Source organism: Xenococcus sp. PCC 7305 (assembly GCF_000332055.1).
Taxonomy (GTDB): Bacteria; Cyanobacteriota; Cyanobacteriia; order Cyanobacteriales; family Xenococcaceae; genus Xenococcus.
Genome location: NZ_ALVZ01000079.1, coordinates 1 through 14,189, shown reverse-complemented (window position 1 = coordinate 14,189; position 14,189 = coordinate 1). Strand labels below are relative to the sequence as shown.

General features: G+C 40.7%; 11 protein-coding genes, 1 tRNA gene and 1 pseudogene. 5 read left to right on the top strand and 8 right to left on the bottom strand.

Annotated features, from left to right (window positions below):
* Window positions 1-828, bottom strand: an 828-nt coding sequence (locus XEN7305_RS02745) for a YafY family protein (RefSeq protein ID WP_006507804.1), incomplete at its 3' end; no start/stop codon positions are given.
* 260 nt (window positions 829-1,088) lie between these two features.
* Here XEN7305_RS02745 and XEN7305_RS02740 point away from each other — a divergent pair.
* The gene (locus tag XEN7305_RS02740; protein WP_040896529.1) at window positions 1,089-1,382 is read left to right on the top strand and encodes a hypothetical protein; all 294 of its coding nucleotides are present in this window, start codon (window positions 1,089-1,091) and stop codon (window positions 1,380-1,382) included.
* Window positions 1,383-1,413: 31 nt separating this feature from the next.
* On the opposite strand, the gene XEN7305_RS02735 is transcribed toward XEN7305_RS02740, so the two are convergent.
* The 3 genes from XEN7305_RS02735 to XEN7305_RS02725 form a co-directional block, all read right to left on the bottom strand.
* On the bottom strand, window positions 1,414-2,652 hold the full coding sequence (locus XEN7305_RS02735; protein WP_006507803.1) for an NAD(P)/FAD-dependent oxidoreductase: 1,239 nt from the start codon (window positions 2,650-2,652) through the stop codon (window positions 1,414-1,416).
* Between the two features lie 41 nt (window positions 2,653-2,693).
* Window positions 2,694-2,766 (bottom strand) — tRNA-Phe (locus XEN7305_RS02730).
* 142 nt (window positions 2,767-2,908) lie between these two features.
* Window positions 2,909-3,490, bottom strand: coding sequence for a Uma2 family endonuclease (locus tag XEN7305_RS02725; RefSeq protein ID WP_006507802.1), 582 nt, complete (start codon window positions 3,488-3,490; stop codon window positions 2,909-2,911).
* A 198-nt stretch (window positions 3,491-3,688) separates the two neighbouring features.
* On the opposite strand from XEN7305_RS02725, the gene XEN7305_RS02720 reads away from it, so the two are divergent.
* A complete protein-coding gene (locus tag XEN7305_RS02720; protein WP_006507801.1) occupies window positions 3,689-5,146 on the top strand; it encodes a glycoside hydrolase family 13 protein in 1,458 nt (485 codons plus the stop codon).
* Window positions 5,147-5,186: 40 nt separating this feature from the next.
* Here XEN7305_RS02720 and XEN7305_RS26320 read toward each other — a convergent pair whose 3' ends face one another.
* A complete protein-coding gene (locus tag XEN7305_RS26320; protein WP_006507800.1) occupies window positions 5,187-8,900 on the bottom strand; it encodes a DUF4347 domain-containing protein in 3,714 nt (1,237 codons plus the stop codon).
* Between the two features lie 384 nt (window positions 8,901-9,284).
* Here XEN7305_RS26320 and XEN7305_RS02710 point away from each other — a divergent pair, with 384 nt between their 5' ends.
* The 3 genes from XEN7305_RS02710 (at window position 9,285) to XEN7305_RS02700 (ending at window position 13,060) form a co-directional block, all read left to right on the top strand.
* Window positions 9,285-10,517 (top strand): FAD-dependent oxidoreductase, encoded by a 1,233-nt coding sequence (locus tag XEN7305_RS02710; RefSeq protein WP_006507799.1) that lies wholly within the window; start codon window positions 9,285-9,287, stop codon window positions 10,515-10,517.
* A 15-nt stretch (window positions 10,518-10,532) separates the two neighbouring features.
* Window positions 10,533-11,735 (top strand): glycosyltransferase family 2 protein, encoded by a 1,203-nt coding sequence (locus tag XEN7305_RS02705; protein WP_006507798.1) that lies wholly within the window; start codon window positions 10,533-10,535, stop codon window positions 11,733-11,735.
* A 134-nt stretch (window positions 11,736-11,869) separates the two neighbouring features.
* Window positions 11,870-13,060 (top strand): DUF4336 domain-containing protein, encoded by a 1,191-nt coding sequence (locus tag XEN7305_RS02700; RefSeq protein WP_006507797.1) that lies wholly within the window; start codon window positions 11,870-11,872, stop codon window positions 13,058-13,060.
* Between the two features lie 228 nt (window positions 13,061-13,288).
* On the opposite strand, the gene XEN7305_RS02695 is transcribed toward XEN7305_RS02700, so the two are convergent.
* From XEN7305_RS02695 to XEN7305_RS02685, 3 genes and pseudogenes are all read right to left on the bottom strand, one after another.
* A complete protein-coding gene (locus XEN7305_RS02695; protein WP_040896530.1) occupies window positions 13,289-13,543 on the bottom strand; it encodes a Txe/YoeB family addiction module toxin in 255 nt (84 codons plus the stop codon).
* Between the two features lie 8 nt (window positions 13,544-13,551).
* Complete coding sequence (locus XEN7305_RS02690) at window positions 13,552-13,806, bottom strand: type II toxin-antitoxin system Phd/YefM family antitoxin (protein WP_006507795.1); 255 nt, start codon at window positions 13,804-13,806, stop codon at window positions 13,552-13,554.
* Between the two features lie 222 nt (window positions 13,807-14,028).
* A pseudogene (locus tag XEN7305_RS02685) lies at window positions 14,029-14,189 on the bottom strand (IS982 family transposase); the annotation flags it as partial.

The following is a 14,189-nucleotide window of genomic DNA, read 5'->3' as shown; positions in this document are numbered from 1 at the left end:
ATTCAAAGTCAAAGAACCATCGTCATGTTCTTCAATTTGTTGCGACGGATGCCAGCGACGCTCGCGGATATATGGCGCGGTAACGGGATCAAACCAGATAGCAATAGCGGTAGGGATTCCTCCTGCTTCGTGTTGAAACACATCGGCAAAATGGGCTTCGCGGTCAAAGTCAGGATCTTCAAAAGTTTCTTGCAATAGTTCCAAAGACTGAATGCGATCTACTCGAAACCAACGTGGTTCTTTTCTGTTGTGGCAATATCCCGTAACAATGGGATTACCACGGGAAAAATGCAGAATATAAGGATCTATGATTCTCTCTGAATGAGCATTCCGCCCTGCGGTGTAATAATTAATCTTCACACTCCGTTTTTTACGGCAAGCAGTTTCAAGATCGTGCCAAACTTGAGGATCAAGGTCTATTTCTGCACCTGCGCGGAATAATACTTGTTCATTAACAAGCTGTTGTAAGTCAAACCATGTTTGCTCTGGAAGTCTTTGAGCTAGACGCTGAATGCCAGATTCTAATTCTTTGACATAAGCACTTTGACTATATGCTTCTAGCATTCTTGCACCCAGAGTTAGAGCAAACAGTTCTCCTTGAGAAAGAGAAATACTTTGTAATCTCCAATCTGGATCGGTGTAATACCATCCTTTTTCTCGATCATTGTTTAAAGGGGCATTCAGGCGATCGCGCATAAAATCTAAATAATTTCTGATAGTGCGATCGCTAACTTCCAAAGCTTGAGCCAAACTAGCTTGAGTATGTCTTTGATTAGAGCGTATTAATTCATCAAGTTGTAATAATCTTTCTATTTGAGGAAAAGACACAAATTTAGTTACCTCATTGAACTTTAGCTCATCATAAACAAGTAACCTGGAAACAATACTTCCGCTTATTTAAAAATTAAAAAATGACAAATGCTCAAACTGTTGCCAACAGGTTGAAATGTTGATTGTCGATGAAGCTAATCACTTAGAACAAAAAACTTTTTCCGATCTTAGACATGTTTATAAGGTTTGATAAGCTCTAAGCTTTATTCCTTAACGACAAATCCCGCGATCGTCCACCATTTTAACCACCAGCGCCATTGATTTTTCATCAGTTTTCCCAATTAATTCTGATTCAGGCAACTAGTGCTAGTTTTGCTCACTTCAGTAAAGTTGGAACCTTGAGCTCATCTCAACCATTCGATAATCCTTTGCACAATATTTCGGCGTTGAATCAAGCTATTAGCGATCGCCTGTTGCAAATTGATCATGCTGACAACCTCTCAACTGAAATAAATTCAGATGAAATTAAGCGAGTTTCAGCTTCAATCTATGGATTGAGGGCGATCGCATCAGAGTTGAATGAGTTAGCTGGCACGGATTTAAGATTTTGAGCATAGCCCTCTTATTTTGAATGTTTTATTCCTAATCGCTATGGCGATGAAAGATTTCATCAATTATCCAGGTCGTCGTCACTTTAAAATCATGAATCGGAGTGGGGAGTAACTCCAAATAAGTAGCTTCTCTAATCAAGTGCCCAACTTCTCCGCTCACTTCAAAGCGATCAAAGATATTTGCTGCACTCTCATTAATTCCCAATTTCATCATTGAACCCCTAAGCTTGACTTCAGCAGGCTTTAAAGAATTTCCTTTAACTTTTGCTATGAGATTATTAGCGATCGCTTTTCCCTGTTGATAGGCCACTTGGGCCGTTGGAGGAAGGTGTAGCTCAGATTGGAATATACAATCTCCAGCAGCGAAAACATTAGGATACTCAGGAAGTTGTAGAGTAGGTAGTATATGCAAAGAGCCATTCTTTGCCCGATTTTCTGGGGCAATGTTAAGAGAACGAAGTAAGGGATTGGTCTGGGTGCCAGCTGCCCAAATAACAGTATTAGTCTCGATACTATGAGTTTCTTCTTCTTTTTGATACTCAACAGTACTTGCCGTTACTTTGCTTACTGATGCCCCCAAAATTAAATCTATTTTAATCGGACGATGTTGAAAAGCTTTTTTAACAATATCTCTTAAATGAGCATTAATGTCTCCTTTTAAGAGTTCTTTGGGACGGCTAACTAGTAGGATTTTAATTTCTTCAAGATTTCCCCCTATTTTGCTATACCACCGATATAATAAATCGGCTAAGGTTCCTGCCATTTCAATTCCCGTCGGACCTCCTCCCACAATTGTAAAAGTAAGTAATCTTTGACGAGATTTATCTTCTTCTGTTTGACCCGCTTTTTGCAAAGATTTTTGGAGATGTTGGCTTAACTTTAAAGCATCGTCTCGATTACGGAAGGGAAAAGCATAATTCTCCGCGCCTTCAATACCAAAATAACCAGACTTTTTACCCAATGCTAATACGAGATTGTCATAATCATAGTGTGTATCCGAACTCAGATAAATCTTACGTTGCTCAAGATCTATGCGATCAACCTGATCTTCGAAAAAAGTAGCCGAACTGCCCTTTAAAAGTTCACGGTAAGTAGGACAGACTTGGTCAGGCGTCATTTCTCCCGTCATCAATTCGTATAAAAGAGGATTAAAAATGAAATGATCTTTTTGATCAATCAAAGTAACTGATTGAGGATACTTATGATGACACAGGTGTAGAACAGTGAAAAGTCCGACGAATCCACCACCAATAATAATTGTTTTTGACATTGGAGCTTTTGAGGTTGATGTACATTCAATTATTAATTAAATGCCGGGAGGCGGACTTGAACCGCCGACACGAGGATTTTCAGTCCTCTGCTCTACCACCTGAGCTATCCTGGCAAACGCTCTTTCTATTGCGCCAAACAAGCATAACAAATACAAGTTGATAATTGCAAGCCTTTGGTAAAAATAATTTTCGTATTTCATAGGCCAACTAAGGTTTGTAGAATATGAGAACCCACAAGCTTTAGTCGTGGAAGTGTCAATCCCAAATAGAGTCTAAATCAATCGTTAATTCAGGTAAAACATCATCATTGGTGAGAATACGAGGCTGCTCTAAAATCTCTTTCACTTTTCCTGTGCCATAAACTTCTACTTGCTTACTTTCAGGATTAATTAACCAACCTAGACGTACTCCATTACTCATATATTCTGCCATCTTTTGCTGTACTGTCAGCAAGTGATCAGTAGGAGACATGAGTTCTAATACAAAATCAGGAGCGATAGGAGCAAAACCCTTTTTTTCTTCGGACGTAAGGCGATTCCATCTATCTAGAGCAATCCAACTAACATCGGGAGATCGTTTTGCTCCACTGGGAAAAGTAAATCCCGTAGAAGAATCAAAAACAACTCCTAATTTATGTTGCTTATTCCAGTACCAGAATTGACCTAACAAATCAGAATTTCGTTTCCCTGTTTCACTTCCTGTTGGCGACATAATAATCAGTTCTCCCTTATTATTAGTCTCTAGTTTTAATTCTGGATTTAGAGAACATAATTGATTAAAATATGCGTCTGTGATGGGCTCTGCTGAAACTTTAAGATTAAGAGTATAAGCATTCATAGTTGTAGCATTATTACTAGTCTAACTATTTCTTAAGTATAACGAACCTTCTGTGTCTCGACCTTGGGATTCAACTCATCAATTTACTGTTTATTGAAACTATGCGATCGCGCGGTGCCAGCCTTTGGCCGATCGCAATTAACTCCAGACTGGTAAAAAATACTAGGATGAAAACAAAATTCCGATATCAAATCGATTATGACAATAATAAATACTCCTGATTGGGTGAAAAATGCGGTTTTCTATCAAATATTTCCCGATCGCTTTGGCAGATCTTCAGAACCCCATCCAGGCTTATGGCGATCGAATTGTCTCGAAGCTTGGGATGCCCAACCAACCTATGAAGGTTACAAAGGTGGAGATTTATGGGCTGTCATTGACAAATTAGATTATTTGCAAGACTTGGGGATTAATGCACTTTATTTCAACCCAATTTTTCAGTCGGCGGCCAATCATCGTTATCACCCCCACGATTTTTATCAAGTTGATCCCATGCTAGGAGGCAATATTGCTTTTGAAGCTCTTTTGGAGGCTGCCCATCAGCGCGAGATCAAGGTTATCCTCGATGGAGTTTTTAATCATGCTGGTCGAGGATTTTTCTTTTTCAGCGATATTTTAGAAAATGGCGGTAATTCAGCATGGTTAGATTGGTTTAAAGTTGAAGACTGGCCCTTGGCTGCCTATGACGGGAGTAAGCCGGCAAATTATATCTCTTGGGTAGGAAATCGCGCTTTGCCGCAGTTTAACCATGATAACCCCCAGGTAAGAGAATATATTATGCAGGTTGGCGAGTATTGGTTGCATAAGGGTATCGATGGTTGGCGTTTGGATGTGCCTAATGAGGTGAAGTCGGCAGGTTTTTGGTCAGAATTTCGCGATCGCGTTAAGGCGATAAATCCGGAGGCTTATATTGTGGGTGAGATTTGGTCGGATGCTAGCCCCTGGCTTGACGGTAAGCAGTTTGACGGCGTGATGAACTATCGCTTTGCCGAACCAACTATTGCTTTCACCGCAGGCGATCGCTTTATTCCTGAATATATTCAATATCATTACGAACCATATCCAGCGCTGAATGCCCAACAATACGGCGATCGCATTCAAGAATTACTCGGTTTATACCCTTGGGAAATTCAACTTACTCAATTCAATCTTCTCAATAGTCATGACACGTCAAGGGTCTTGACATCTACCGGCGGAGACAAAGATAGTGTGCATTTGGCCACTTGTTTATTGTTAACCTTTCCTGGCGCACCTTGTATCTATTACGGTGATGAAATAGGTTTACCGGGAGGAAAAGATCCCGATTGTCGCCGTGGCTTCCCAGAAAAAGCAGATTGGGATCTCGACACCCTAAAATATCATCAGCAACTCATTGCTTTGCATCATCAATATCCTGCCCTGCGAACAGGCAAATATCAGATTCTCTATGCAGAAGCTGCCGTTTATGTTTTTGCTCGTGTTTTGGATGCAGAAGTAGTCATGGTAGCAATCAATGTTGAGACCTCAGAAACCACTGTGAATTTTGCCCTGCCAGACTTACCCAATCAACCAGAAAAACCAGTGTATGGGGGAGGATCTATTGCTCATCAAGTAAATAATGGGGAAAATAGCGTAGAGTTAAGGCTACCGCCTCGCAATGCTTGTATTTTTGCCTGATACCGTAGGGGCGTATCGCGATGCGCCCCTACATGATTGCCTAGGCAAATTTCCAAAGACCAACTAAACCATCATCAAGATCGACATAGTAAAGATTGCCATCAGGCCCTTCCACAATCTGCACCACCACATTGGCTCCTGTGGCAAAGGTATCTACTGAGGTCACATTGCCAGATTCATCAAAACTAACATTGCGCACAATACCCTGACCCAAGTCATTGAAGAACAGATCTCCTTGATACTCTTCAGGGAAATTATTTCCTCGGTAAATATCACCTAACACGATCGCATTGATGCCATCAGCACCATGATTAAGAGCCAGAATTGAGGGCTCTGCTGATTCACCGCTATTATAAAAAGCTTGAGCTTCAGCTAAATCTCGATAGCCGCCAGTTTGTAAACTAGTGCCACTGCCACCTTCATAATAGGGCCAACCAAAGTTAGCCCCTGGCCCAGCAGCATTAATTTCCTCCCATTGTGTCCAACCGACATCGCCTGTGTAGACTTTACCATCGGTCGGATCTACCGTAATACGGAAGGGATTTCGCAATCCATATTGATAAACTTTAGAACGATTGGCACCCGCATCCCCATTATAAAAAGGATTATCACTTAACCCGTCTCCTGTTATGGGGTCAATGCGGAGGATTTTACCCGAGAGATTATCAATATCTTGCACTCGTACAGTTCGAGGATCGACGCGGTTATAGGATGTGCCATCTCCGTTACTGACATACAAGGCACCATCGGGGCCAAATTCTACACCGCCAATAGTATGGGATTCACTGTCAGCAGCTAAAAAGTCTCGTAAGTTGCTGCCATCAGCGAGAATGCCTGCGGGAGGTTCGTTAAAGTCATTGGTGCTATTGGCAAAAGCATTGAAATTTTCCCAAGTACTGTTAGTGCCCAAGATAACAAATTCGCTTCCAGGAACCGCAGTGGTGAAATTAGTGTTGGCATCGGCTGTGATACGAGTTAAGCGAGCCGCTCGATTGCCAATGCCATCGGGGCCAGCTAACCCACTATTGTCAAATACTTCTGCTGGATCATGGGTATAAAGCGCATAGACATAGGGACTACCATCGAAAAAGTCAGGGTGAACCGCAATATCTAGTAACCCGCGATCGCGTACTCCATTAACTTGTGCCGAGATATCGATAAAGTTCGATATTTGTCCGTCTTCTGCAACTTTAATCACACCGCCTTTTTCCGCGATAAATGTCAGATCACCATCAGGAGACCAATCGATCGCGGTAGGTTGATTCAGGCCAGAAAAGACAGTTTCTTGAATTAAGGTTATGGGGCCTGGTATGTCCTCAGAATAAAGTTGCGATTCGGGCACAATCTCAAAAGGTTGACTAGCACTGGACCAAGCGAGCTCAGCAACAGCCCCACCACCATTTTCATAATATTCTAGTTGAATATCATATCTTTGCCCTGCAATTAGATCTATATTGCCTTGATGAGACGTGGGTGGTTGATCGATAAATTGGTCAATAACTAACTGATCATTAATCCATAACCTTATCCCATCATCAGTGGTAGTTTGGAAATTATAGACTTCCGAAAATCTCGCTTCGATTTCTCCTGTCCAACGTACCGAGAAAGTATCAGGTGCGATCGCCGGATCGGGAGAACCGTTACCCCAATTAAAATCAACCGTATTATCGGTACGAATCACTTTAGTATTAGTAAAATCAATATCGTCGAAATATTCGCCTCGCAAACCATTACCTGATCCAGGGGGATTACCATCAGTACCAATAATGTCAATTAATGCTGTTCGCGGAGCAAGCAAGGTTGCGCCACCAGTAACATTATCGATCGTGATGCTAAAATTCTCGGTTTCTTCCGGTTGCTGATCATCGATGATGGGAATTGTGACAGATTTGCTAGTTTCTCCATCAGCAAAATTGAGAGTTCCTGATACGGGGATATAATCTTCATTCTCTGTGGCCGAAGCTTCAAAGGTTTGGTAATCTACTGTGATTGCACCATCACTTCCTTGAGTACGAAGAACTGTCACTTCCACAGAACTATCACTTTCGTTCACTTGATAGCTATTAGTTTCTAGTCCAATGACCCCAGGATTGCCCGGATCATTAGAACCGATTTCCACCACGCCTCGGATTTTAACTCCCCCTGCATAATCATTCCATTTGCCATTTTTTTGTAAGGCAACGAAATCTTCCCCCAATCCAAAATTATTGGGTTGATTATTCGCCCAGTTAGTAAAGTTTGTTGCCTCGTCATTAGGCCAGACAAATTCACCTTCAATTGTGTGATCATTTAAGCCTATCCAAAGTCTTTGATTGCCGCCAAAAGTATCCTCTACCCAAGCTTGTTCTGCCGCATCATTAATGGTGACGAGGTTACCGCCCAAAGACTCGGCTTCTGCCTGGGCTTGAGTCCAAGTTAAATTAGTAGAAGTTAATTGATATTCCCTACCGTTATAGTTAAAGACTTCGGATTCGGTTGGATTGGCGTCGCCAATCTCGATGATGCCTCGAAGATTAGCATTGCCTGCTCGATCACCCCATTGTCCATTAGAGATTAAAACGGTGAAGTCTTCTCCCTGGCCAAAGTTATTGGGTTCATTCAATGCCCAGTTGCTGTAGTTGAATGTTTGACCACTGATCCAAGTAAATTCTCCTTCGTTGGCGCGATCGCTTAACCCTGTCCAGAGTTGCTCATTGCCCCCAAAGGTATCTTGAAGCCAAGCTTGTTCAGCCGCATCATTAATAGAGACGAGGTTACCGCCTAGAGACTCAGCTTCTGCCTGGGCTTGAGTCCAAGGTAGATTTGCAGAGGTTAATTGATATTCATTGCCGTTATAGATGAAGACTTCAGGTTCAGTTGGATTATCATCGCCAATCTCGATAATGCCTCGGAGGTTAGCATTTCCTCCCACATCATTCCATTGTCCACTGGCTAGCAAAACGGTAAAGTCTTCCCCCTGACCAAAGTTATTCGGTTGATTCGGTGCCCAGTTGGTATAACCTGCTGTTTCACCACTGACCCAAGTAAATTCTCCTTCGTTGGCGCGATCGCTTAAACCAGTCCAGAGTCTTTCATTGCCACCAAAAGTATCTTGTAGCCAAGCTTGTTCTGCCGCATCACTAATTGTGACTAAGTTACCTCCCAAGGATTCAGCTTCGGCCTGAGCTTGGGCCCAACTTACATTACCAGATGTTAATTGATATTCATTTCCGTTGTAAGTTACCAAGACTGAATCAAACTTAGCCGCAATATCTGCAATCCAAGTTGGATCTGTTTCGATAACGCCGGTTGCTACTTCTAAATCCCAGTCGCCATTCAATGCAGCATTTCCAGTAAAGTCATCGGAGGCGGCAATATCTGCGCCCGTTAAGTCACTCAGTTGTTGTATAAAGTTTTTGCCGACTTCTGTACTAGCAAGATTACAGCCAAATACTAAAATATCGGCATCTTCAGTTAAAGCATGACCCCAACTTTGTAATTTATCGGCATAGTTTTGGAGACTATTATGGCTAAGTAAACTATCGCCCAATTGCAATTCGCCATCATTGCCATGAGAAATAATATTGATAGCTGAAATACTACTTGCTGTAGCTAATGCTTCAGTAATTTGTTCGATGCCATCACGACTGCTATCTAATAAAACAATTTCTGTATTATGGCCTTCGGGGATTAGGCTTTGATAATCATCTATATTTGTGTCGATAAAGGTTAATTGATTAGAATCTGCGATCGCGAAGTTATCAATTATTTCCATAGTTTTAATTTATATAAATAAGTCAATAGTGAATTTGTAATGGGTAATAAGGAATAGAAAGCCACTTATGAATTAAATAAGAGCCCTGATTCATTTTGCTTGTGGGCTATAATTTAGGTTCGAATTATTTGCTTTATGTGTTTTTTATTGTTTCTAAAGTTCAATAATACTACAGATAAAATACTTGCTAATTTAAAGCTTTGTAGAAAAAAATGTATCTATAATGTAAATTCTTACTAGATTGGAATTAATTATTAAACTTTTTTCGATAATGAAAAATCAAAAGTTACCATCGTGGCTGTAATATTTGGCCTAGTCTGAGATGCTGAGCTTATTTACTTAATAATTGCATGATGGTTCTACTAGAGATTATTCAGTAACAACATGAATCCTGCTTTGTCGAAAATTGCTGTACTTGGGGCTGGAATTCAAGGGGTATGCGTAGCTTTAGCCTTACAAAAACAGGGTTATAAAGTAACTTTGGTAGATCAGGCAACCGATTGTATGTTGAGAACTAGCCTGGTAAACGAAGGAAAAATTCATCTTGGGCATGTCTATGCTAATGATGAGAGTTGCAAAACATCCAAGCTAATGTTGAAAGCTGCACTGCAATTTGCACCTCTAATTGAAAGCTGGGTTGATTCACCCATCAACTGGACAGATATCGTCTCTAATCCATTCACCTATATCATTATGCAGGATTCTATGCTCTCTCCAAAGAAGTTGTTTGAGCATTACGAAAGATTAGAAAAAGATTATTTGGCATTTGCGCAAGAAAATAGGGTCAACTACCTTGGTACAACACTAACTAAATTATGGCAAAAAGCATCTGTGCCAATGGAATTCAATCTTGATTTTGCCGCTGCTGCTGTTGCGACTCCAGAATTATCCGTTAGTCTAGTCAAACTTCGTGAGTTGATGCGACTGAGCATTAACAATTCCGACAATATTGAAACGCTATATCAACATAAAATTGAATCCGTCAAGCGAATCGCCACAGGATTCTATGTTGAAGGTGTCACTTTCGATGATGAGCCATGGCAGCACCAGTTTGACCTAGTGGTTAACTGCTTATGGGAAGGAAGATTGAAGATCGACCAGCAGTTGGGAATTGTCCCCAAGCGCAGTTGGGTGTATCGGTTAAAGTATCGGATTTTGGCAGATCTGCCCGAAGAGTTATACTCTCTCCCTTCCTCTACCTTTGTACTTGGTCGCTATGGAGATATTGTCACCTTCCAGTCTAGCAAAACGGCCTATCTCTCCTGGTATCCCTGTTGCCTACAAGGCTGGAATACCGATATCACAACGCCTTTATCTTGGGAAAATGTCTACAACGGGAACATTAACACAGCAAACCAAAATCAAATTAAGATTGCGAATGATGTACTTCAAGCGTTCGATCAGATTATTCCCGGTCTTGCGCGCAGCCAAGCCAAACATGTAGCCGCAGGTGTGATCTTCTCCTGGGGTGCAACAGATATCAATGATCCAGAAAGTGAACTACATGAAAGACATAACATCGGGGTAGCAGCCTATGATGGTTATTTCTCCATTAATACTGGAAAATTTACTTGCGCACCATTATTTGCCCAGCAACTTTTAGAGAAAATTAAGTAACTAAGTAAATAAGTTATGGCCGATGTCACTGTCTGCATTCCCGCATACTGTTCTCAGCAATTTATTGCTCAAACTCTACGATCGCTTCAGCAACAAACATATAATAATTTCCATGTGAAAATTGCCATTGAGCCTACGGAATATAGTGAGCTTGTCTGGCAAGCATGTGAGCCTTTCTTAAGGGATAAAAGATTTGAGGCCCAAGAAAATCACCAAGTACTTGGCTGGTCTCAAAATATAAACAGCTTATTACAAAAAATAACAACCCCTTATTTCGCTATCTTGCCTCATGATGATATTTGGCACCCTGAGTATTTAAATATTCTCTTAAATGTCCTTAAAGATAGAGCCCAAGCCTCAGTAGCTTATGCTGATATGTTTATGTTTGGCGAAGGACAGGGCAGAAAGTTCATGCCGATAAAACAAGGTAGCATTGGGGAACGCCTATTGTCTTTTTATCTAGCAGGAGCAGAAGCAGTACCCTGGCGCGGAGTCACACGAAGTGAAGTGCTCGCTTCAGGTAACTTTTTTTCCCATAAGTACTGTAATAGTTTTGCTGTCGAATGCCAATGGGCACAGCATTTATTGCTGAAAGGTGATGCCATTAGAGTTTCTCAGCCGCTTTATTTCAAAAGAAAATTCGGTACAAAATTAGACACAGTGTCCAGACTTTGGATCAAATCATTCGATACTCAAAATAAACTGGAGGCCTTAGAGAATCATCGCGCTTATATGTTCAGTGGGTTTGCAACTGCCCCTGCTATCGACGCTGAGGAGAAAAAGATTATTACTCTCGTATGGGAAATAGCAATGCTGAGACGATTTTTTTCTTTTCTGGGAAATCGTGTTCCCTTAACTCACAACAATTTGCAAAGGTTAGCAATTTTGAATCAAGAGGTTCTTAAAACTCAGATAAACTCAAATATTAGAAATCAAATGCAATCCAGAATTGAATTGATTATTGCTAAAAACGCTTTGGCAAGTCAGGAATATCAGCAAGCAGAAGAACATGCTCGTCAGTCTGTAGCTCAAGATCAAATGCATTGGGAAGCTTTGTTATTTTTATCTCGATTATTATTAAAAAGGAATGAAGTCCATGAAGCCTTAGCGTTTGCGGCTCAATCAGCTGCAATAGCTCCTCAATGCGGGGGAGTAGATCCGCTTATTCAAAAATGCGGTGACAAAATAAAGAAGTTATATGCTTGTGTAAATATTTAACTAGAGAAACTATTCCAAAACCTAGCCAATTAAGGAGCGTTGGGAATTAATTATTTCTCAAACTATTACCAATTCTGTAATCTGAATACAGTTAGAGTTTATAATGCCTCTGCCCCCAGAAGTAAACAATCAAGATGGATAAGGTAGCTAGTCGAAAAGATGTATCCTGGCCATTCTGGCCTATTGTACCAATTTATCCCTATGGCCAACGCAAGACAATTCGGCGAGAAATTGTCAAAGATGCAGTTTGGACATTTGAGCAGATTCAAGGCATCTTCTATGTAGTTGTCCCGATTCGCATGAGCGTTATCAAGCTGGAACAGGGTGGTCTTTTAGTTTATGCACCTGTGGCTCCTACAATAGAATGTCTGCGTTTGGTTCAGGAGTTGGTAGAGGAACATGGAGAGATTAAATATATTATTCTGCCAACAATATCTGGGATCGAGCATAAAGTATTTGTGGGCCCTTTTGCCCAAAAGTTCCCAACGGCAGAGGTTTTTGTGGCACCGCAGCAATGGAGTTTCCCTCTAAATCTACCTTTGAGCTGGTTGGGCTTACCAGGTAAGAGAACTCAAGTTTTACCTCAAGATAGTAACCAGACTCCTTTTGCCGACCAGTTAGAAATTGCGATTTTAGATACTATCGACCTCAGATTAGGGCAATTTTCGGAGGTTGCTTTATTCGATAAGCGATCGCGTACTCTATTGGTTACCGATTCTTTGGTTTCAATTCCCCAGTCTCCTCCCGCGATCGTCGAGCTGGATTCCTATCCGCTATTATTTCATGCCAGGGAAAATGCGTTGGAGCCAATTGTGGACAGTCCAGAAAATCGTCTCAAGGGTTGGCAAAGAATCTGCCTATTTGCAATGTATTTTCAGCCCACCGTGTTAGCTGTTCCCCAGTGGAGTCAAGTATTTCGCAATGCCTTCTCGGCACCAGATAAATCGAGTAAAGCTTATTTTGGATTATATCCTTTTCAATGGCAAAATGATTGGCAAAACTGTTTTCATGCTCTTTGTCGAGATGGTCGCCTGCTGGTTGCACCGATTTTACAAAGTTTAATCATGAATCGCGATCGCAAGGGGACGTTGAACTGGATCGATCACTTAGCAACCTGGGATTTTCAACAAATTATTCCTTGTCATTTTGATGCGCCAATCATTGCTAATTCTCGACAATTACGTCAAAGTTTTGCTTTTTTGGAGTCTGCATGGAATTTTGGGAATCATGATTGTTTGCCCGCAGAGGATTTTAAAACAATTCAGCAAATAGATTATTATTTATCCCGCTTGAAAATTATCCCCCGTTCTCAAGTTGGAAATTAATTTTTCTTAATATTTTCTTTTATTAAGAGGCAGTTGACTTTGGCGATCGCCAATGGTAACATAATTCTAATTCTTCATAATGGGAGTGGTTAGACATGCAAATAAACGTCACCACTTCCATTATTAAATTAATAATATCACAGACCAAAACAAATTCCAAGACATTCCCAAAGTAAAATTTTTCTCGTTAATAAATACGAAGAAAAAGATGTTTTTATTGTTGCAAAATTAATAATGATAACGACATTGAATGATGATAATGCAGTTGTCTTTCACTTGATAAATAAGACGATGTTCTTGGTTAATGCGACGCGACCATAAACCAGATAAGTCAAACTTTAAGGATTCTGGTTTGCCAATACCCTCAAAGGGTGATCTTTTTATATCTTTGATTAGTTCGTTAATCCGTTTTAGTATTTTCTTGTCTATTTTTTGCCAATATAGATAATTTTGCCAAGCATCATCCAGAAACAAAATATCCATAGTTGGCATTATTCTTCGATGAGTTCGTGCGATTGATACTTGCCTTCTTTTAATTTTTCCAAGGCTTTGTAGAGACGTTGGGCATTAGCAGGACTTTTAAGAAGATACATGGTTTCTTCGATCGCACTATAATCTTCGAGGGACATCATGACAACAGGACGTTCTGACTGACGAGTAATGATAATTGGTGCATGGTCATCACAAACTTGGTTCATTACTGAGGTGAAATTTTTCCGTGCTTGGGTATAAGTAATGGCATCCATAATGATTGAGTAACAGATTGTAACTTGAGTTAATTTGTCTATATTTTACTGTTTCTGTACTTAAACAGCCTGTTAATAGCTAATATAACCTGAGTTCGACAAGATGAAACCAAGACCATACGCGATCGCTAAAAAATAAATTGCGCTCAGCAAAGCTTGGCGCTTTGTGCGTCATGAGATTTAAAATGGATTAGGCTCTATCTTCTAGCTGCTGAATCAGGGTTAAAAAACAGTAGGAGGGAGAGCCGATAAAGCTTTGGGCTCTAGATCAAGAGAAGGTTTCTGCGGGAAATAAGAGTAAGCTACTAATCCAGCCAGAAGATTCACCAGAAAATTCCAGATACTCCTGTGTCTTGAATGCTCTATTTGAGAAATATTTTTGA

What these genes read in the sequence shown, in the direction of transcription:
- XEN7305_RS02735 (WP_006507803.1), bottom strand. Translation starts at nt 2,652, where the DNA reads ATGTCAAAAACAATTATTATTGGTGGTGGATTCGTCGGACTTTTCACT.
- XEN7305_RS02725 (WP_006507802.1), bottom strand. Translation starts at nt 3,490, where the DNA reads ATGAATGCTTATACTCTTAATCTTAAAGTTTCAGCAGAGCCCATCACA.
- XEN7305_RS02720 (WP_006507801.1), top strand. Translation starts at nt 3,689, where the DNA reads ATGACAATAATAAATACTCCTGATTGGGTGAAAAATGCGGTTTTCTAT.
- XEN7305_RS26320 (WP_006507800.1), bottom strand. Translation starts at nt 8,900, where the DNA reads ATGGAAATAATTGATAACTTCGCGATCGCAGATTCTAATCAATTAACC.
- XEN7305_RS02710 (WP_006507799.1), top strand. Translation starts at nt 9,285, where the DNA reads ATGAATCCTGCTTTGTCGAAAATTGCTGTACTTGGGGCTGGAATTCAA.
- XEN7305_RS02705 (WP_006507798.1), top strand. Translation starts at nt 10,533, where the DNA reads ATGGCCGATGTCACTGTCTGCATTCCCGCATACTGTTCTCAGCAATTT.
- XEN7305_RS02700 (WP_006507797.1), top strand. Translation starts at nt 11,870, where the DNA reads ATGGATAAGGTAGCTAGTCGAAAAGATGTATCCTGGCCATTCTGGCCT.
- XEN7305_RS02695 (WP_040896530.1), bottom strand. Translation starts at nt 13,543, where the DNA reads ATGGATATTTTGTTTCTGGATGATGCTTGGCAAAATTATCTATATTGG.
- XEN7305_RS02690 (WP_006507795.1), bottom strand. Translation starts at nt 13,806, where the DNA reads ATGGATGCCATTACTTATACCCAAGCACGGAAAAATTTCACCTCAGTA.